This window comes from Streptomyces sp. NPDC059524, from assembly GCF_042749255.1.
GTDB classification, from domain to species: Bacteria; Actinomycetota; Actinomycetes; order Streptomycetales; family Streptomycetaceae; genus Streptomyces; species Streptomyces xanthii.
Genome location: NZ_JBHYTK010000127.1, coordinates 1 through 18280, shown reverse-complemented (window position 1 = coordinate 18280; position 18280 = coordinate 1). Strand labels below are relative to the sequence as shown.

The 18280-nt window shown below is 71.5% G+C and carries 15 protein-coding genes and 1 riboswitch; of the genes, 1 reads left to right on the top strand and 14 read right to left on the bottom strand.

Annotated features, from left to right (window positions below):
* Nucleotides 1–104: 104 nt before the first annotated feature.
* The 9 genes from ACFW9D_RS28710 to ACFW9D_RS28670 all read right to left on the bottom strand — a co-directional run bounded on the left by ACFW9D_RS28710 (nt 105) and on the right by ACFW9D_RS28670 (nt 11033).
* Complete coding sequence (locus ACFW9D_RS28710) at nt 105–1403, bottom strand: class I SAM-dependent methyltransferase (RefSeq protein WP_384626479.1); 1299 nt, start codon at nt 1401–1403, stop codon at nt 105–107.
* A gap of 218 nt (nt 1404–1621) precedes the next feature.
* Complete coding sequence (locus ACFW9D_RS28705) at nt 1622–3013, bottom strand: NAD(P)/FAD-dependent oxidoreductase (RefSeq protein WP_188338490.1); 1392 nt, start codon at nt 3011–3013, stop codon at nt 1622–1624.
* Nucleotides 3014–3452: 439 nt separating this feature from the next.
* Nucleotides 3453–4397: a Ppx/GppA phosphatase family protein gene (locus ACFW9D_RS28700; protein WP_188338489.1), complete on the bottom strand. Its 945-nt coding sequence runs from the start codon at nt 4395–4397 to the stop codon at nt 3453–3455.
* The gene (locus ACFW9D_RS28695) at nt 4394–4930 is read right to left on the bottom strand and encodes a DUF501 domain-containing protein (RefSeq protein WP_384626474.1); all 537 of its coding nucleotides are present in this window, start codon (nt 4928–4930) and stop codon (nt 4394–4396) included. The genes ACFW9D_RS28700 and ACFW9D_RS28695 overlap by 4 nt, the downstream gene beginning before the upstream one ends.
* Nucleotides 4931–4999: 69 nt before the next feature.
* Nucleotides 5000–5488 carry a septum formation initiator family protein gene (locus ACFW9D_RS28690; RefSeq protein WP_384626471.1) on the bottom strand — a complete coding sequence of 163 codons (489 nt, stop codon included), beginning with the start codon at nt 5486–5488 and terminating at the stop codon, nt 5000–5002.
* Between the two features lie 97 nt (nt 5489–5585).
* Nucleotides 5586–6866 carry a phosphopyruvate hydratase gene (gene eno / locus ACFW9D_RS28685; protein ID WP_188338486.1) on the bottom strand — a complete coding sequence of 427 codons (1281 nt, stop codon included), beginning with the start codon at nt 6864–6866 and terminating at the stop codon, nt 5586–5588.
* A gap of 507 nt (nt 6867–7373) precedes the next feature.
* Nucleotides 7374–8060, bottom strand: a complete 687-nt coding sequence (locus ACFW9D_RS28680) for a transglycosylase family protein (RefSeq protein WP_188338485.1) — start codon at nt 8058–8060, stop codon at nt 7374–7376.
* Nucleotides 8061–8064: 4 nt separating this feature from the next.
* Nucleotides 8065–8273, bottom strand: a riboswitch (cyclic di-AMP (ydaO/yuaA leader).
* Nucleotides 8274–8408: 135 nt separating this feature from the next.
* The gene (locus ACFW9D_RS28675; RefSeq protein WP_384626467.1) at nt 8409–9398 is read right to left on the bottom strand and encodes a transglycosylase family protein; all 990 of its coding nucleotides are present in this window, start codon (nt 9396–9398) and stop codon (nt 8409–8411) included.
* A 231-nt stretch (nt 9399–9629) separates the two neighbouring features.
* A complete protein-coding gene (locus tag ACFW9D_RS28670) occupies nt 9630–11033 on the bottom strand; it encodes a PLP-dependent aminotransferase family protein (RefSeq protein WP_384626464.1) in 1404 nt (467 codons plus the stop codon).
* A 62-nt stretch (nt 11034–11095) separates the two neighbouring features.
* Here ACFW9D_RS28670 and ACFW9D_RS28665 point away from each other — a divergent pair, with 62 nt between their 5' ends.
* On the top strand, nt 11096–11710 hold the full coding sequence (locus ACFW9D_RS28665; protein ID WP_384626461.1) for a YitT family protein: 615 nt from the start codon (nt 11096–11098) through the stop codon (nt 11708–11710).
* On the opposite strand, the gene ACFW9D_RS28660 is transcribed toward ACFW9D_RS28665, so the two are convergent.
* The 5 genes from ACFW9D_RS28660 to ACFW9D_RS28640 all read right to left on the bottom strand — a co-directional run bounded on the left by ACFW9D_RS28660 (nt 11643) and on the right by ACFW9D_RS28640 (nt 18117).
* Nucleotides 11643–12842 carry a Cmx/CmrA family chloramphenicol efflux MFS transporter gene (locus ACFW9D_RS28660; protein ID WP_384626458.1) on the bottom strand — a complete coding sequence of 400 codons (1200 nt, stop codon included), beginning with the start codon at nt 12840–12842 and terminating at the stop codon, nt 11643–11645. The genes ACFW9D_RS28665 and ACFW9D_RS28660 overlap by 68 nt on opposite strands.
* Before the next feature lie 157 nt (nt 12843–12999).
* Nucleotides 13000–14961, bottom strand: coding sequence for a recombinase family protein (locus ACFW9D_RS28655; protein ID WP_384626455.1), 1962 nt, complete (start codon nt 14959–14961; stop codon nt 13000–13002).
* Between the two features lie 184 nt (nt 14962–15145).
* The gene (locus tag ACFW9D_RS28650; RefSeq protein WP_384626489.1) at nt 15146–16381 is read right to left on the bottom strand and encodes a cytochrome P450; all 1236 of its coding nucleotides are present in this window, start codon (nt 16379–16381) and stop codon (nt 15146–15148) included.
* Between the two features lie 23 nt (nt 16382–16404).
* Nucleotides 16405–17397, bottom strand: coding sequence for a nucleoside triphosphate pyrophosphohydrolase (locus ACFW9D_RS28645; RefSeq protein WP_188338479.1), 993 nt, complete (start codon nt 17395–17397; stop codon nt 16405–16407).
* Nucleotides 17398–17430: 33 nt separating this feature from the next.
* A complete protein-coding gene (locus ACFW9D_RS28640) occupies nt 17431–18117 on the bottom strand; it encodes a rhomboid family intramembrane serine protease (protein ID WP_384626451.1) in 687 nt (228 codons plus the stop codon).
* Nucleotides 18118–18280 lie beyond the last annotated feature (163 nt).

Below are 18280 nucleotides of genomic sequence, written 5' to 3'. Positions count from 1 at the left end.
CTCCTACCCCGCCGCGCCCCAACCGGCGCGGGGGGGGGCGGGGGGGGTCCCCGCCCGCGCCCCCCCCACCCGCCCCCCCCCCCCCCCCCCTTCCGTGTCCGGAGCTAGTTCCAGGTACGGGCCCGCAAGGGCATCCCCGACGCCCCGGCGTCCGGGGTCCTCACGGCGAGGATCTGGTTGACGCCGATGCGGTTGCGCTCGAAGCTCAGGGCGCACGCCGCCATGTAGAGGCGCCAGATGCGGGCGCGGCCGGGGCTGACCAGCCTCTGGGCCTCGGGCCAGCGGGCCTCCAGGTTGCGCACCCACTGGCGCAGCGTGAGGGCGTAGTGCTCGCGGATGGCCTCGATGTCGCGCACCTCGAACCCGGCGCGCTCCAGGATGCCGGTGGTGGAGCCGACCGGGGCGAGTTCCCCGTCGGGGAAGACGTAGGCGTCGATGAACTCGTCGACGGAGTACGCCGATTCGTCGAGCTGGGGTCTGCGCGCGATCTGGTGGTTGAGCAGCCGCCCGCCGGGCTTGAGCAGGGCGTACAGGTCCTGGGCGTACTCCAGATAGCGCTCGGCGCCGACGTGCTCGGCCATACCGACGGAGGAGATGGCGTCGTACGGGCCGTCGCGCACGTCGCGGTAGTCCTGGACGCGGATCTCGACGCGGTCGGTGAGGCCCTCGTCGGCGACGCGCTTGCGGGCGAAGGCGGCCTGCTCCTGGGAGAGGGTGACGCCGACGACGGTGACGCCGTGCTCGCGGGCGGCGTGGATCGCCATGGAGCCCCAGCCGCAGCCCACGTCGAGCAGCCGCATGCCGGGCTTCAGGCCCAGCTTGCGGGAGACGAGTTCGAGCTTGTCGCGCTGGGCGTCCTCGAGGGTGGCGTCCGGGCTCTCCCAGTAGGCGCAGGAGTAGACCATCGAGGGGCCGAGGACGAGGGAGTAGAAGTCGTTGCCGACGTCGTAGTGGTGGCTGATGGCCTTCTTGTCGCTGCCCTTGGTGTGCCGGTGCAGGCGGCCGGTGCGGCGCATCTCCTCGGCGGGCGGCGCGGGCGGCGGGAACGGTCCGGCGAGCTTGACGAGCTCGGCGACGGCGGAGCGCACGGAGGGGTCCTTCAGGGACTCGGCGAGGCCGCGGCGCTCCTCCTCGGGACGCTCCCAGATGAGGTCGGACAGGGCGTCGAGCAGCTCGTAGAGGTCGCCCTCGACGTCGAGGTCGCCGGCCACCCAGGCGCGGGCGAGGCCCAGCTCGCCCGGCTTCCACAGCAGGCGGCGCAGGGCGCGGCGGTGGCGGACGACGAGGGCGGGGGCGTCCGGGGGCCCGGCTTCCGACCCGTCCCAGGCGCGCAGCCGCACCGGGAGTTCGGCGCCGAAGAGCTTTTCGGCGAGGTTCTTCAGCCGCTGTGCGGCGTCCTGCATGGCGCACACCTCCGTGAAGCGGGGGGTTCCCGGAACGGACCGAGATGTACGGTCCGGCACTTACGTAAACACCACGTACCCGGTACGGCAGTCCCGTCTCCGCGTCACGGAAGAGCAAAATGCATGTAGCCGCCACGTAAACCGCCGCGGAAACGCCCGAAGGGGCCGCCCGCACCACGGATGGCGGACGACCCCTTCGGGCGTGAACTACCGGCGGGTCAGGAGGCCTTGGCCTTCTCCTCGACCTTCTTCTCCTCGGCCTTGGCGGGAGCCGGGGCCGGCTTGGCGGCCTCGTAGAACTCCTCGCGCGGGGTCTCGAGGGCGCCCAGGGCGGTGATGTCGCGCTTCTGGAACATGTTGATCGTCCACTCGGCGATCACACGGATCTTGCGGTTCCAGGTCGGCATGGCCAGACCGTGGTAGCCACGGTGCATGTACCAGGCGAGACGGCCCTTGAGCTTGATCTTCATCTTGCCCATGACGATCATCGCGACGCCCTTGTGCAGGCCGAGACCCGCGACGGCGCCCTTGTTGCTGTGGCTGTACTCCTTCTGCGGGAAGCCCCGCATGCCGGAGACCACGTTGTCGCCGAGGACCTTGGCCTGGCGCATGGCGTGCTGCGCGTTCGGCGGGCACCAGGCGTTCTCGTTGCCCGCCTTGCGGCCGACGAGGTCGGGCACCTGGGCGTTGTCGCCCGCGGCCCAGATGTAGTCGCTGCCCTGGACCTGGAGGGTCGCCTGGGTGTCGACGTGGCCGCGGGGGCCGAGCGGGAGGCCGAAGCGGGCCAGCGCCGGGTTCGGCTTCACACCGGCGGTCCACACGATCGTGTTGGCGTCGACCTCGAGGCCGTTGCTCAGCACGACGTGGCCGTCGACGCAGGAGGGCATGGTGGTCTTCAGGTAGACCTCGATACCGCGGGACTCCAGGTGCTTGCGGCCGTAGGTGCCCAGCTCCGGGCCCACCTCCGGCAGCACCTTGTCGGCGGCGTCGACGAGCACGAAGCGCATGTCCTCGCGCTTCACGTTCTTGTAGAACTTGGCCGCGTCGCGCGCCAGGTCCTCGACCTCACCGATGGTCTCGGCGCCCGCGAAGCCACCGCCGACGAAGACGAAGGTGAGCGCCTTGCGGCGGATCTCCTCGTCCGTCGTGGACTCGGCCTTGTCGAGCTGCTCGAGCACGTGGTTGCGCAGGCCGATGGCCTCCTCGACGCCCTTCATGCCGATGCCCTGCTCGGCGAGGCCGGGGGTCGGGAAGGTGCGGGAGACGGCGCCGAGCGCGATCACCAGGTAGTCGAAGGGCACCTCGTACGCCTCGCCGACGAGCGGCGAGACCGTGGCGACCTTGCGGTCCTGGTCGATGTTGGTCACGCGGCCGGTGAGAATCTCGGCGCCCGGCACAGCGCGTCGCAGCGGGACGACGACGTTGCGCGGCGAGATGCTGCCGGCGGCGGTCTCGGGGAGGAAGGGCTGGTACGTCATGTACGAGCGCGGGTCGACGACCGTGACGGTCGCTTCCGCGTATCGCATCTTCTTGAGGATGCGACGCGCTGCGTACAGGCCTACGTACCCACCCCCGACAATGAGGATCCTGGGACGCTCCGTGGTGCTCATGCCATCGAGTATCCACCCGACTGGAGGGGGTCGCTCGTGCGCCCCTTCACAAGGTTGGGTGGGGGCTCTGCTACACTGCGCCGCCCACGTGACCCATGTCATGGTCCCGGAGGGGAACCACGGGGTGCCGCCGGTCGTTGCTCACCCCCTTTGAGCAGCCACGGTGAGCCCCCCAGGGCGATGGACCACTTACCGGTTCCGCCCCGCCGCCCGCCTCGGAAAGCAAGGCGATCGCCCGCCCCCAGAGGCGTTTGACCGCCCCGAACGGGTCTATGGGCCCGAATCCGCGCCCCATGGGACCGAAATCCTTGTGAAGAAGTTCACGAACTTTCCCGACGGGGTGTCGTCAGGGCGTGTCGCGGCGCTCGTCCGAGCGCTCGGGAGAGACCCGGAACGCTCGGTCGAGCCCCTCGCGGAACGGGCCCGGTGCGGCCTGGGATCAGGCCACGCTCCAGGCGATACCGTCCAGAATGTCGTGTTCCGAGACGACGACCTCGCGGGCCCCGACATGCTCCATGATCAGCCGCAGCACGAGGGCGCCGGAGGCGATGACGTCGACCCGTCCCGGGTGGATGACCGGCTTCAGGGCGCGCTGGTCGTGCGTCGACGTCAGCAGCCAGTCGGTCAGCTCGGCGACCCGCTCGTAGGAGATCCGCGCGTGGTGGATCGCCGTCCAGTCGTACTCGCTCAGGCCGAGCGCCAGCGCGGCCACCGTCGTCACCGAACCGGCGAGGCCGACCAGCGTGCCCGCCTCGTCGATCGGGACCGTGCCCGCCACCAGGTCCAGGGCCGCCGCGATGTCCTCGCGGATCGCCTCGATCTGGGCCGGCGAGGGCGGGTCCGTCACCGTGCCGTCCGGGCCGACGAGATGACGCTCGGTCATCCGCACGCAGCCGATGTCCACGGAGCGCGCGCCGCGCACCGCGTCGTCGCCCACGACGAACTCGGTGGAGCCGCCGCCGATGTCCACGACCAGGTACGGCCGGTCCAGGTCGGCGCGGCCGGTGAGCTCCTTCGTCGCACCCGTGAAGGAGAGCTGCGCCTCCTCGTCACCGGTGATGACCTCGGGCTCGACGCCCAGGATGTCGACGACGCCCCGGACGAAGTCGTCCCGGTTCTCGGCGTCGCGCGAGGCGGAGGTCGCCACGAAGCGCAGCTTCTCGGCCCCGTGCTTCTTGATGATCCCGGCGTACTCGCGGCACGCGGCGAAGGTCCGCTCCAGCGCCTCGGGGGCGAGCCGGCCGGTGCGGTCGACACCCTGGCCGAGCCGCACGATCGTCATCCGGCGGTCCAGGTCGACGATCTCGCCCGTCTCCGGGTTCGCGTCCGCGACGAGCAGGCGGATCGAGTTCGTACCGCAGTCGATGGCGGCGACGCGGGTCACTTGGCGTCCTCCTGCTCGACGCACGGCGTCACGCAGGGGCCCTTGCGCCACCACTCGGGCAGCATCGCGATGGCCTCGTCGCCCAGCGGGTTCACGCCGGGGCCCGCGACCAGCGAGTGGCCGACGAGCACGTGCAGGCACTTCACGCGGTCGGGCATGCCGCCGGCGCTCGGGAAGCCCTCCAGGACCTCGATGGCGTCACGGCGCGCGATGTAGTCCTCGTGCGCGGCGCGGTACTTCTCCGCGAGCTCCGGATCGGTCTTGAGCCGCTCCGTCATCTCCTTCATCACGCCGTTGGCCTCGAGGGTGCCGATGGCGGACGCGGCGCGCGGGCACGTCAGGTAGTACGTCGTGGGGAACGGCGTGCCGTCCTCCAGGCGCGGGGCCGTCTCGACCACGTCCGGGTTGCCGCACGGGCAGCGGTGCGCGATGGCCCGCAGACCGCGCGGCGGGCGGCCCAGCTGCTCCTGGAACGCGTGGATGTCGGCGTCCGTGGGCGTGGTGGGCTCGGTCTGCGGCGGAGGCGTTTCCATGACTGTGTCGCGTCGTCTTTCGTCTGCGGGCTTACGGGTGTGCGGGATGACGGGTACGGGTCGGGGGCGTCAGCGGTCGGCCTTGTCGACGCCGTCCCAGACGTTCGAGTACCAGGGGCGGTCGGCCTCGCCCTGTTCGGCGCGGCCGGTGGTGGTGGAGCGCGGGTCGGGCACGATGTAGCCGGTCTCGCCGGGCAGCACCAGGTGCAGACGCTCGCGGATCCGCTGCTCCGCGTACGCGTCGTCCTGCCAGCGCGCCTTCTCGTCGCGCAGCCGGTCCACCCGCTCCTTCGCCTCCTGCTGCGTGCGCCGCAGGTCGGCGATCTCGCCGCGCTGGGACACGTACTGCCTTATCGGGTACGCGAGCGCGACGACCAGGGTGCACAGGACGAGGGCGAGCAGCGCCGCGCGGCCGGTGAGCCGGGAGCGGCGGGCCTGCCGCTTGTTCTGCGAGCGGTACACGCGCTCGGCGGTCTGCTCGCCGAGCGCCCGCAGGCGGGTGGCCGTGGAGAAGCGGGCCGAGTCGAACTGGCCCCTGTCGCGGAGCTTTCCCGGCATCGGATCTCCCGCCTCCCCTTGCCTTCACGTGCGTACGTCCCCGCACACGGTACGGGACCGAGTGCGGGGACGTACGTAACTACCGCGTCGGCGGCGGTCAGCCCTTGAAGCGCGGGAACGCGCTGCGGCCGGCGTACACCGCGGCGTCGTCGAGGATCTCCTCGATGCGCAGCAGCTGGTTGTACTTGGCGACGCGCTCGGAGCGGGCCGGGGCGCCGGTCTTGATCTGGCCGCAGTTGGTGGCGACGGCGAGGTCGGCGATGGTGACGTCCTCGGTCTCGCCGGAGCGGTGGGACATCATGCACTTGAAGCCGTTGCGCTGGGCGAGCTCGACGGCGTCCAGGGTCTCGGTGAGCGAACCGATCTGGTTCACCTTCACGAGCAGGGCGTTGGCCGAGTTCTCCTCGATGCCGCGGGCGAGGCGCTCCGGGTTGGTGACGAACAGGTCGTCACCGACGAGCTGGACCTTGTCGCCGAGCTTCGCGGTGATGACGTTCCAGCCGGCCCAGTCGTCCTCGAACAGCGGGTCCTCGATGGAGACGAGCGGGTAGGCCGCCACGAGCTCCTCGTAGTACTCCGTCATCTCGGCGGCGGAGCGCTCCTTGCCCTCGAAGAGGTACTTGCCGTCCTTGTAGAACTCGGAGGCGGCGACGTCGAGCGCGAGGGCGACCTGCTGGCCGGGGATGTAGCCGGCCTCCTTGATGGCCTCGAGGATGAGGTCGAGGGCCTCGCGGTTCGAGCCCAGGTTCGGGGCGAAGCCGCCCTCGTCGCCGAGGCCGGTGGCCAGACCCTTGCTCTTCAGGACCTTCTTGAGGGTGTGGTAGACCTCGGTGCCCCAGCGCAGCGCCTCGGAGAAGGACTCCGCGCCGATCGGGGCGATCATGAACTCCTGGATGTCGACGTTGGAGTCGGCGTGCGACCCACCGTTCAGGATGTTCATCATCGGGACGGGCAGCAGGTGCGCGTTCGGACCGCCGAGGTAGCGGAACAGCGGCAGGTCGCTGGCCTCGGAGGCGGCGTGGGCGACGGCGAGCGAGACGCCGAGGATGGCGTTGGCGCCGAGGGAGCCCTTGTTGTCGGTGGCGTCCAGGTCGAACATGGCCTGGTCGATCAGGCGCTGCTCGGTGGCGTCGTAGCCGACCAGCTCCGGGCCGATCTGCTCGATGACGGCGAGGACGGCCTTCTCGACACCCTTGCCCTGGTAGCGGTTCGGGTCACCGTCGCGAAGCTCGATGGCCTCGAACGCACCGGTGGAGGCGCCGGACGGAACAGCAGCACGGCCGGTGCTGCCGTCGTCGAGGCCGACCTCGACCTCGACCGTGGGGTTGCCTCGGGAGTCCAGGATTTCCCGGGCTACGACGACGTCGATGGACGGCACGAGCATCTCCTTCTGGGATGTGACGCGGGCTGTGCGGGGCCGCGGTGCGCGGTTCCGCATGGCTTGAGCCTAACCGCACGCGGGCCATCGGCCAGCCGACCGCCCGTCTCTTGGACTCCGCCGTGAGCGAAATGTTTCCGACGGGAACAAATACCGCCGGTGGTTCGCGGGTGAACGGTCCGTGGGGGGCGGTCGGGTTTCGTCGCGGGGTGCGGGCCGGTGGGGGCTGGTCGCGCAGTTCCCCGCGCCCCTGGAAGGCATGCGGCTTCGCCGCGCCTTCCCCAGACGAAAGGCGCCCGGCGCCTCTATCGGGGAGATGCGGCGCGCAGCGCCATGCATCTCAGGGGCGCGGGGAACTGCGCGACCAGCCCCCACCGGGCCCGCACTCGGCGAACGACGGGACCCCCCACCCCGGCGGCCGGGGCAGAGGGTCACGTGGCGAGCGGCCGGCACTCGGCGTCCGCCGATGCCGAGTGCGGGGGGGCGCTCCCCTATATAGGGGGCGGCTTACTTCAGGTGGAGCTGCTGACCCGGGTAGATCAGGTCGGCGTCCTGGACGATGTCGTCGTTCAGCTTGAAGAGCTTCTGCCAGGTCGTGTGGTGCGCCTCGGCGATCGCGCTGAGGGAGTCACCCTTCTTGACCTTGTACTCGCCGTCGCCCTTGGCGACCTTCTTGCCGGTCGGCGTGGTGACGGTCTTCTTCGGCGCGGCCTTCGGGGCCTGGCGCTCCTGCGAGCGGTTGGCCGGCTGCTCGGCCTTGCGCTCGGGCTGCGGCTGGGTCTGCTGCTGCTCGGCGGGGGCCGGGGCCGGGTTCGAGGTGGAGGCGCCGGACAGGCCGACACCGCAGGACGGCCAGGCGCCCTTGCCCTGGGAGGCGAGGACCTTCTCGGCGACGGAGATCTGCTGCGCCTTGGAGGCCTGGTCGGCGGTGGAGGCGTAGGCGGTGCCGCCGTACGCGGCCCACGTGGAGGCGGAGAACTGCAGACCGCCGTAGTAGCCGTTGCCGGTGTTGATCGACCAGTTGCCGCCGGACTCGCACTGGGCGACGGCGTCCCACTCGGAGGCGGTGGCGGCGGAGGCGCCGGTGGCACCCATCAGCGGAACGGCGACGGCGGCACCGGTGACACCGGCGAGCGTGGCGACACGGACGGCCTTGGACGGGCGGCGGTGCTTGCCCTTGCTGGAGAACAGCATGGAGAGATCCCCTCACCGACGCCTACGAGGTGAGCTGTCGGGTGCGGGCCAGTGAGTGCCCGGCCGCGCAACCTAGTGCGCGGCTTAACCCCAAGCCGTACCGGAGTATCGCTTTCCGGACGGCGCCTACCTTGGGTCCCCCGCTCCTGCCCACGGCGCTGACGCGTCGACTGTTCCCGTACGGAGGTTGGCAGGATTCGGCGTGACATCCGTCGGGGCCCGCTGTGGCGAGCGGTCAGACCGTACGCAGCCGATCCGGCGGTTTTCAAAGCGGATCAGGCCCTTTGAGACCCATCTCTCACTTTCGCCAAATCGGACATTCAGGCAGCAACCCGCCCTGAACTCCCGCTACTTTTCGCCCGATTCGAGCCCAAGATCCAGACTCTGACCAGGAAGGATGAGGTCGGGGTCGGAGCCGACCGCCTTCTTGTTGAGCTGGTACAGCTCGGTCCATCCGCCGTCCACGCCCTGGGAGTCGGCGATGTCCCACAGGTTGTCGCCGGCGCGCACCGTGTACGCGTCGCCGTCGCGCCGGTCGTCACGGGAGGCGTGACGGCCCTCTCCCGTACGGGAGTCGGCGGTGTCGTCGGAGGCGGCGCCGCCGCGGTGGCGGCCCGCGCCGGAGCCCTCGGAGGCAGGGTTGGAGGCGGACGGGGAGGCGTCCGGTGCGCCGGAGCCCTTCGGCCCGTCCGGGGAAGTGGAGGCATCGGAGCCGGACTTGTCCGATTCACCCCGCGCGTCACCTTCGTCCACCGCCGCGTCGCCGGAGGGCGAGGCAGTGGCGCCGCCGCTCGGCTCGTCGCCCACCTTGCCGTCGGACGCGTCACCCTTGGCGTTACCGGAGGTATCCCCGGAGGCGTCGTCTGACGGGGTGTCCGAATTGCCCCCGTCGTCGTGATTCTTCTCTCCCTTGTCGGCGTTCGCGTCCCCGCCGATCCCGAGGAGCCCGCCCGACGAACCGCCGAGGGCCGGCGGCGGCGTGCTCGCCCCCGGGTCGACCTCGGCCGAGCTGTCGCTCTTGGAGAGGCCCGCCGTGATGGAGCAGCTCGGCCAGGCGCCGGGCCCCTGGTCGTCGAGCACCTTCTCCGCGACGGATATCTGCTGCGAACGGCTCGCCTGGTCGGCGCTCGGCGCGAAGTCGAGGCCGCCGTACTGCTCCCACAGCTCCTGCGAGAACTGCAGCCCGCCGTAGTACCCGTTGCCCGCGTCGAGGCTCCACTGGCCGCCGCTCTCGCACTCGGCGAGCCGGTCCCAGGCCTGCGTGGTGGCGGCACTCGCGTTGGACGCGGCGAGCAGCGGGATCGCGATGGCGCTGCCGGCGACACCGGCGGCGACCACGAGAGCAGGAGCCTGACGAGGGCGACGGTGACGACCGTTCCCGGAGAGCATGCGGATGCCTTTCGCGAGACTGATGCTGCGCCCGCGACGGGTGTCGCGGGTGCGACGGACGGTGCCGACGCGGTGGGTTGTGAACGTAGCGGGACTCGAACGCTTGTCACAAGTCGATGCAGCGGAGATCACGTGAAAGTCACAGCTTTGACGGCCTGTCAGTTTTGTTCAGTCCGAACCTCATGCGGTGGGCGGCGGAACGTGGTGCCCGAAGGCCCCGCGGGCCACCGCGTCCCGGGCCGCGGCAAGCCGCTCCACCCCCTGAACCAGCAGCTCAGGAGCCAAGGTGAAAGGCAGTCGGACATGCCGCTCGAACGCCCCGCCGACCCCGAACCGTGGCCCCGCCGCCACCGTCACACCGTGGTCCGGGGCCACGGCCGCCAGCCGTGACGCGACCGGCTCCGGAAATCTCGCCCACAGCGTCAGACCGCCCGCGGGACACGGAACTTCGACCTCCGGAAGTCTCTCGCCGAGTTCCCGCACGAGCACCTCCCGCCGCGCCCGCAACTCCCCCAGCGCGTCCGCCCGCCGCGTCCGGCCCTCGTCGAGCAGCACGGCCGTCGCGAGCTGCTCCAGCACCGGCGTCCCGAGATCCGTCACCGGCCGGTTCCTGACCACCCGTTCGAGCAGCGCGGGCCGCGCCCGGATCCAGCCGATCCGCAGCCCGCCCCACACGCTCTTCGACACGGACCCGACGCTGACCGCGTCCGGTACGTGCGCCGCCAGCGGCTCCGCGCCCGCCACGTCCGGCGCACGGTCCAGCGCCAGATCGGCCATCGTCTCGTCGACCACCGTGAGACACCCCGGCCGCAGCTCGCGCCGCACCCCGGACGGCATGCACAGCCCCGTCGGATTGTGGAAGTCCGGCACCAGATAGGCCAGCGCCGCGCCCCGCGCCGCCGCGCGCAACTGCGGCACATCCCAGCCGGAAGCCGTCAGCCCGACCGGCACCAGCCGCGCCCGCGCCTCCGTGAACACCCGGATGGCGTGCGGATACGTCGGATGGTCGATCAGCACCCGGTCCCGCGGCGCCACCAGCGTCCGGGTCAGCAGCGCCAGCGCGTGCTGCGCCCCACTGGTCACCATGATCTGACCCGGCGTCGTCGGCAGCCCGCGCCGCCCGTACCAGTCCGCGACCGCCGCACGCAGCTCCCCCACCCCGTACGGGTCGTAGCCGTGCCGGCCGAAGTGGTGCGGCAGCCGCCGCAGCGCGCTCGCGAACGCGGCGTGCAGGATCTCGACCGGTGCCGCGGGCGCCGCGACCGACAGGTCGACCGCCCCCTCGTCCGTCCGCTCCGGCACCCGGCCCGACGCGTCGTCGGGCAGCCGCACCGTCGCCCTGGCCCGCGAACGGGTGGCCAGATACCCGTGCTCGGCCAGCGTCCGGTACGCGGCACCGACCGTCGTCCGGCTCACCGCCAGCGCCCCGGCCAGGTCCCGCTCGCTCGGCAGCGCCGCGCCCAGCGCGATCCGGCCGTCCAGGATCAGCAGCCGCAACCGGTCCGACAGCCGCCGGTGCCCGGGCCCCGGCCCCTCCTGCCAGTCCCCGACCATCCGCGCCACCGCGTACGAACCCACCTTCATCGGGCCAGCGTAGGCAATCTGGCTATGGAACCCGGGACCAGATGCTCCGGAAGCTGGACCGCATGCCCGCACCCCCTCCCCTCTCCCTGCGCACCCGCCCCGCGCGCCGCGTCCCCCAGCTCCTCCTCGGCCTCGTCGGCTACGGCGCCGCCGTCATGCTGCTCGTACGCTCCGGACTCGGCGCCGCCGGCTGGAACGTGCTCACCGAGGGCACCGCCCTCACCCTCGGCCTCAGCTTCGGCTGGACGACGAACCTCATCTCCCTTCTGGTGCTGCTCGCGTGGATCCCGCTGCGCGAACGACCGGGCCCCGGCACGCTCCTCAACATCGCGCTGGTCGGGTTCGCCGCCGACGCCACGGCCGCGCTGCTGCCCGATCCCCACGGCCTCGCCGCGCGGATCGGCTACCTGCTGTGCGGGCTCGTCGCGCTGGCGTTCTTCGACGCGCTCTACCTCGGCGCCCGGCTCGGACCCGGGCCGCGCGACGGCATCATGACCGGGCTCGTCCGGCTGACCCGGCTGCCCGTCGCCGTCGTGCGCACCGGCATCGAGGTCACGGTCGCCGGCACCGGCTGGCTCCTGGGCGGAACGCTCGGCGCCGGCACCGTGGTCATCGCCCTGGGTCTGGGACCGCTCGTCGGCTGGTTCCTGCCGCGGGTGACGGTCCCGCTGCCCTGAACTCCGTACGCCGCCACAACGCGAGCGCCAGCGCCGCGGCCACCAGCGCCCCGCTCACCCAGAACGGCCCCGCCTCCCCCGCCCCCGCGCCGAGGACCGCCGCCGCGAGGAACGGACCCGCGGCGGCGCCCACGTTCAGGGACGCCGTCGCACAGGCGCCCGCGAGTGTGGGGGCGTTCTCGGCCACGTAGAGGACCCGGGTGATGAGGGTGCTGCCGACCCCGAACGAGAGCGCCCCCATCAGGAAGGCCAGCGCGAGAACGACGGACGGATGGACGGCGAGGAGCGCCATTCCCGGCCAGCCCAGGAGAAGAAGGGGGCCGCCGACGGCGAGGACGCGACCGGGACTGCGGTCCGCGAGTCGCCCCGCCACCGTGACGCCCACCAGCGAACCGACGCCGAACAGCACGAGGGTGACGGGGACCCAGAGGGCGCCGAGCCCGGCCGGACCGGTCACCACCGGGGCCAGGAAGGTGAAGCTCGCGAAGGTCGCCGCGTTCACCAGCGCCGCGAGCAGCATCACGAACAGCAGCCGGGGGCTGCGCAGTTGGCCGAGTTCGGCGTCGAGCGGCGCCGCGGGGGCCGGGGCCAGGGCCGGGAGACCGCGCAGGATGCCCAGCGCCGCCGGGACACAGAGCAGGGCGACGGCCCAGAACGTGGCCCGCCAGCCGAGCAGGGCGCCGAGCACCGCCCCGCCGGGCACCCCGACGACGGTGGCCAGGGTCGTACCGGACAGCAGGACGGCGAGCGCGCGCCCCTTGCGGTCGGGCTCCACGAGCTGCGCCGCCGTCGTCAGGGCGACAGCGAGGAACCCGGCGTCGGCGAGCGCCGCGACCGCGCGGGTCACGAGCAGCACCCCGAAGTCCGTGGTCAGCGCGCCGACCCCGTGCGCCGCGGCGAAGACGCCGAGCGAGACGAGCAGGACGGTACGGGGCGGCCGGCGGCGGGTGAGCACCGCCATGACCGGGGCGCCGACCGCGAGACCCGCCGCGAAGGCGGTGGTCAGCAGTCCGGCGGCACCGACGGGCACGCCGAGACCGGCGGCGATGTCCGGCAGGAGTCCGGCGAGCATGAACTCCGAGGTGCCCATGGCGAAGACCGCCAGGGACAGCAGATAGAGGGGAAAAGGCATCGAGAGGCTCCGGGTGAGGAGAGGGACGTGGACGTCTTCTCGTCACCGCGGTCAGCACCCTAGGGGCGTGTCCTTACACGATCACCGGTTCTCGGGGCTGACGGCGTGACCGACAGCCCCCGACCTGTCCGACTCGGGACTCGACATACCCCGCACGCTACCGGGCCGGATCCCGCCGGGTCATCGGCTTTTCAGCGGCCCCTCCGTCGCCGACGCCCGTGGTCAGGACGAACGACGGCAGCACCGGTCGACAGGGCACGGGTTCGCCCCGCGACTCGGCTCCGAGGGTCTTCATGATCTGCGGCCAGGCTCCCTTCTTCCACCAGTTCAGCTGACGCACCCTGATGGGATCCACCGGTCCCCACGTATCCGGCATGTCCCGCCAGCTCAGTCCGCGCCGCAGCCGGTGCAGCATTCCGCAGAACTGCAGCCTGATGTCGTGCCGACTCGTGAAGTGCCGCGCCGTGAACAGGGGACGCAGTACGTTCAGGACTGACTCCCACTGACGCTCGGTGGGGTCGGGCGGAATCAGCATTCCGGTGCTGCGGTGCCATTCGGTGACGGGGCAGCGCACTCCCGACCGCAGCCCGTCCTCGAACTCCGTAGGACGCACACGGACATCGAGCGCCTCGAAGAGGGCGCTCGCCAGTTCCGGCGGCATGCCGCCCTCGTCCACGCTGCCGTTCCTGATCCCGTGAACGAGAGCGTTCGCCGTCGTGCGTCCTCCCTCATCACCACCCAGCCACCGGACGGCAACGGCCTTCTGCCGGTGCAGATCGTGCAGCCGCTCCCGGATCTTGGTGGCGGCCGCCTCCATGATCTGCGGCGGGATACCGGCTTCGATCGATGCGGGCACCGAGTCCTCCAGCATCCGCTCGTGCTCGGCAATGGAACGGTCGAAGTCCTGAACGCGCTGCTCGTACGACGTGCGGTCCCCGGAAGCGGTCTCCGTCCAGTGGCACAGCAGCGCATCGACCACCGGCCCCTGATCCAGGATCAGACCGACCACATCGTGCAGAACCGCCGCGTCCATCTCGTCAGCCCGCAGGTTGTGATCGCGGCACGTCTTGGCCAGACGGCCCCGGCAGCGGTACACCCGGCGGTCTCCCTCCGTAGCCCCGGTGTACGCCTCCCCGCACTGCCCTGTGATCCGGCCGCTGAGAGGGTAGACGCGGTCCTCTCGGCGGCCGTTCCGAAAGCCCGTCTGGCGCAGCGCGACCATCAGTTGCCCGGCCCGGTCCTCGCTCAGAATGGGCGGAACACCAATCCTGAGCGCTGCTCCGTGCAAGGGTTCGCCGGTTTCCGTCCGTCGCGTCGTGTTGGGCCTGCCTGCCCGTCCGGCCTTCCGGTACGTCACATAGCCGTGATGGATCGTCTCCCCACTCAGCCGCGAACGAAGATTGGCCGCGCTCCATGGGGCTCCGGACCGGGTGGACCAACCCCTGCGGTTCAGTTCGTCCGCCGCCTGCCGGCAATTCATGCCCGCCTCGATGAGCAGGGCCGCCGCCTCCTGGATGACGGCGGCCTCCCGTTCGTCGGTGACCAGGATCGAAAGCGCCCGGCGTCCATCAGCCGTCTGCACGGTGCCGGGGACAATCCGGTATCCGAAGGGGGGCGGGCCCGAAGGCCATCCGCCGTACGAGATCGTCGACTCGCGTCCCGCCATGGTCCGCTGCCGGATCCGCCGCCACTCCAGGTCCGCGTAGGTCACCCAGCGCCGGAAGTCCTCCCATCCGGTCTCCGTGCTCGTGTCGATCCCTTCGCGCACGGCGATGATGTGGACTCCCAGATCAGCCATGCCCCAGGCCCACTGGTAAGCGGCCTGGGCCGTCCTGCCGACCCGGTCGACGCTCGCGACGATCACACGCTGAAACGCGCCGCCGCGTGCGTCATTCATCAGACGTTCCAGTCCGGGCCGTTCCTCACCGGTGCCCGACATCGCCTCGTCCACGTAGTCGTCCGCGAGTTCGACTTCGGGGTGACTCCGCAACCAGCGCAGGCAATCCGCCCGCTGCTCTTCGAGTCCGGATCCGTCGAGTTGCCTCTGGGTGGACACCCGCCGGTAGGTCACCACGACAAGTTGCTCTCCGGCCCGGGGCCGGAATGCCAGAATGGACATGTTCAGTCCTTCCGCGACTGTGCCAAACCCGGGGTGGTAGGACACCGCCGGGATTCACACGGCCCCGGAGTTCCCGCTCCGGGGCCGTGCCATGTAGAGGTGATCGTAATTCGGACCCCTCACCGAAGTATGCGAATCGGCAAATTCCCCCGTTTCCCGATATCGCCCCTCCCTCGGAGGCGGGTCAGGAATGTTTACTGTGCTCGGAGGTGAAGGTAACCGGAAGGTTTCTGAGGCCCCGCATGATGAGCCCGCCGCGCCAGCGCAGGTCGGCCGGGTCGGCGGCCAAGTGCAGGTCCGGCAGCCGGGTCAGCAGGGTCGCCAGGGCCGTACGGGCTTCGAGCCGAGCCAGTGGGGCGCCCAGGCAGTAATGGATGCCGTGCCCGTAGCCGAGGTGCGGGTTGGTGCCGCGGCCCAGGTCGAGCGCGTCCGGGTCGTCGAAACGGGCCGGGTCGCGGTTGGCGGCAGCCAGCACTACAAGGACGGGGTCGCCCTTCGCGATGTCCTGACCGCCGATCTGCAGCGGTTGGGTGGCGAAGCGCCAGGTGGCCAACTCCACCGGCCCGTCGTAGCGCAGCAGTTCCTCCAGCGCGGTGTCGAGGAACCCCTCGTCGCCCCGGGCGAGCGAATCGGTCAGACGAGCGAACTGATCCGGGTTCCTCAGCAGGGAGTACGTGCCGTTGCCGATCAGGTTGATGGTCGTCTCGAAGCCGGCCAGCAGCAGCACGAAACACATCGCCGCCGCCTCGTTCTCGGTGAGGTGCTCGCCGTGGTCGGAGGCCCGGATCAGGCCCGAGATCAGGTCGTCGCCCAGATCGTTGCGCTTGCGGTGGATGAGGTCGACCAGGTAGGCGCGGATCTTCTTGACGGCCCGGGCGACCCCGCCCCGCGGCCCCCCGCCGTGCCGGATCATCATGCCCGCCCAGTCGCGGAAGTCGTCCTGGTCCTCGCGGGGGACGCCGAGGAGGTCGCAGATCGCGTAGATGGGGAGGGGGAAGGCGAAGTCGTGGATCAGGTCCGCCTCGCCCTTCGCCGCGAAGCGGTCGATCAGGTCGTCCGTCAGCTCCTGGACACGGGGGGCGAACTCGGCGACGCGGCGCGGGGTGAAGGCCTTGGAGACGAGACGGCGCAGCCGGGTGTGGTCCGGCGGGTCGATGTTCAGGAGGTGGGTCATCAGCTCGGCCTTGCGCTCGCCGGGGATGCCCGTCTTGCCCTTGGCGTGGGAGGGCTCGTCGTGGTGCTCCGGGTTCTTGCTGAGCCGCTGGTCGGCGAGGGCCTGGCGGGCGTCCGCGTACCGGGTGACCAGCCAGGCCTCGACCCCGCTGGGCAGGGTCGTGCGGTGCACGGGTGCGTGCTCGCGCAGCCAGGCGTAGGCGGGGTACGGGTCGCTCGCGAACTCCCAGGTGAAGAGTTCGGGCATCTCGGCGGGGGTGGGGCTCTGGGTCACTCCTCGACCGTATCCGGGAGGCCTTCGGCGGCACGGACCGCGTCGCGGTAGGCGCGGGCGGCGGCGCGCAGGGCGGCCTCGGGGTCGACGCCGTCGGCCTCGGCGCGCAGGGCGAGGGCGAGGAGTTCGTAGCCGACGCCGGTGCCGGCGGGCAGCGGCACGTCGAGTCCGGCGGTGCGGACGCGGGAGCCGAGCTTCGCGGCGAGGGCGAGGCCGGGCTGGCCGACGGGGACGCCGTCGGTGACGGAGGCGCGCTGCTTCGCCTCGCCCTTGCGGCGCAGCCAGATCTCCCGGACCTCCTCCGGCGTCGCCGCGCTCTCGTCGCCGAAGACGTGCGGGTGGCGGTGGATGAGCTTGGTGACGATGCCGCCGGCGACGTCATCGATGGAGAAGGGCTCGTCGTCGCCGGTGGCCTCCTCGGCGATGCGGGCGTGGAAGACGACCTGGAGGAGGACGTCGCCGAGCTCCTCGCGGAGCTCTTCGCGGTCGTCGGTCTCGATGGCCTCGACGAGTTCGTACGCCTCCTCGATGGCGTACTTGGCGAGGTCCTCGTGGGTGCGCAGCTGCGACCAGGGGCATTCGCGGCGGATGCGGTCCATGACCTGGACGAGGTCGAGGAGGCGGGCGCCGGGGAGGTCGTAGGAGCCGGGGAGCAGTTCGAGGGACGGCATCTGTTCGCGGCCGGACCCGGCGAGGGTCGCGAGGCCGTCGGTGAGGCGGCGGTCGCCGTCGGCGGAGGCGAGGACGACGACGGTGCGGCCGCCGTCGGCGCACCGGTCGACGAGCTCGCGGGCGGTGACGGCGGTGAGCCGGGGCTCGACGCCGGCCTCCTTGAGGTACGGCAGCTGCGGGTGGCCGGGGTCGGCGCACAGCACCTCGTCGGCGGCGCGCAGCACCTGCCAGGCCTGCCAGGACAGGAGTCCGGGGGCGACGCGGTGGCTGGTGGTGAGCAGGACGATGCGGCCGGCGGTGCTGGTGGTGTCGTTCACGGTTCGAACGTAACGCAGGGCGCCGGTGTCCGGTCAGGCCGCCAGGGGCCGGCGGGCGGGAAGGGCGAGTCCGGCGCCGAGGAGGGAGCCCATGAGGAGGCCGACGCCATGGTTGTTGGTCAGCAGGCACAGGACGAGGCCGGCGAGGGGGACGAGGGGTGCGGTCCGGCGCAGGAGGAGGTCGGTGCCGCGCAGTGCGTACCAGGTGGCGAGCGCGCCGACGAGGCCGCAGATCGCGACGGAGTCGCCGCCTCCGGTGGGGCTCCAGCCGGACATGCTGACGGCCTGCGCGGTGACTCCGCTGAGCACGAAGATCATCAGCGTGCGGACGGGACCGAAGTGCCGTTCCGCGACGGGGGCGACGGCCACGAGGGCCGCCAGGTTGAACAGGATCTGGAACCAGCCGGAGGACTGGACGAGCAGGGCGGTGCCGGCTCGCCACCAGTCGCCGTGCGGCTGCCGCTCCAGGGCGTCGATCACCCCGGGCGCGGCGAGCTGCGCGATGCCGAAGGCCACCATGACGGCGACGAGGAGCGCGGCGGCCCACGGGAGGGGTCGCCGCCATGCCCTCAGCAGCGCCTGCGGTGGCGAGGTCTCGCCGGTGTCCCGGGTCTCCTGGGTGTCCCGGTCGCCGAGGACCGCGATCGCCGCCAGCACGCGTACGCCGACCACGACGACGACGGCCGCGCATCCGTAGAGCATCACGCTGTGCAGGTTCATGCGGGAAGCCTGCCAGATGGGGCGCGGAGTCGGTGCGGGGGCGCGCTGCGCGTCTGCCGGGGGCGGGGGTTCGGCGTCTGCGGGCCGGTGGGGGCTGGTCGCGCAGTTCCCCGCGCCCCTGAAATGCATGCCCTTCGGGCGCATTTAACAGATTAATGATTAT

Excerpts from the sequence above, each read along its gene's own strand:
- ACFW9D_RS28710 (WP_384626479.1), bottom strand. The coding sequence starts at position 1,403 with ATGCAGGACGCCGCACAGCGGCTGAAGAACCTCGCCGAAAAGCTCTTC.
- ACFW9D_RS28705 (WP_188338490.1), bottom strand. The coding sequence starts at position 3,013 with ATGAGCACCACGGAGCGTCCCAGGATCCTCATTGTCGGGGGTGGGTAC.
- ACFW9D_RS28695 (WP_384626474.1), bottom strand. The coding sequence starts at position 4,930 with ATGGAAACGCCTCCGCCGCAGACCGAGCCCACCACGCCCACGGACGCC.
- ACFW9D_RS28690 (WP_384626471.1), bottom strand. The coding sequence starts at position 5,488 with ATGCCGGGAAAGCTCCGCGACAGGGGCCAGTTCGACTCGGCCCGCTTC.
- ACFW9D_RS28680 (WP_188338485.1), bottom strand. The coding sequence starts at position 8,060 with ATGCTGTTCTCCAGCAAGGGCAAGCACCGCCGCCCGTCCAAGGCCGTC.
- ACFW9D_RS28670 (WP_384626464.1), bottom strand. The coding sequence starts at position 11,033 with ATGAAGGTGGGTTCGTACGCGGTGGCGCGGATGGTCGGGGACTGGCAG.
- ACFW9D_RS28665 (WP_384626461.1), top strand. The coding sequence starts at position 11,096 with ATGCCCGCACCCCCTCCCCTCTCCCTGCGCACCCGCCCCGCGCGCCGC.
- ACFW9D_RS28660 (WP_384626458.1), bottom strand. The coding sequence starts at position 12,842 with ATGCCTTTTCCCCTCTATCTGCTGTCCCTGGCGGTCTTCGCCATGGGC.
- ACFW9D_RS28655 (WP_384626455.1), bottom strand. The coding sequence starts at position 14,961 with ATGTCCATTCTGGCATTCCGGCCCCGGGCCGGAGAGCAACTTGTCGTG.
- ACFW9D_RS28650 (WP_384626489.1), bottom strand. The coding sequence starts at position 16,381 with ATGCCCGAACTCTTCACCTGGGAGTTCGCGAGCGACCCGTACCCCGCC.
- ACFW9D_RS28640 (WP_384626451.1), bottom strand. The coding sequence starts at position 18,117 with ATGAACCTGCACAGCGTGATGCTCTACGGATGCGCGGCCGTCGTCGTC.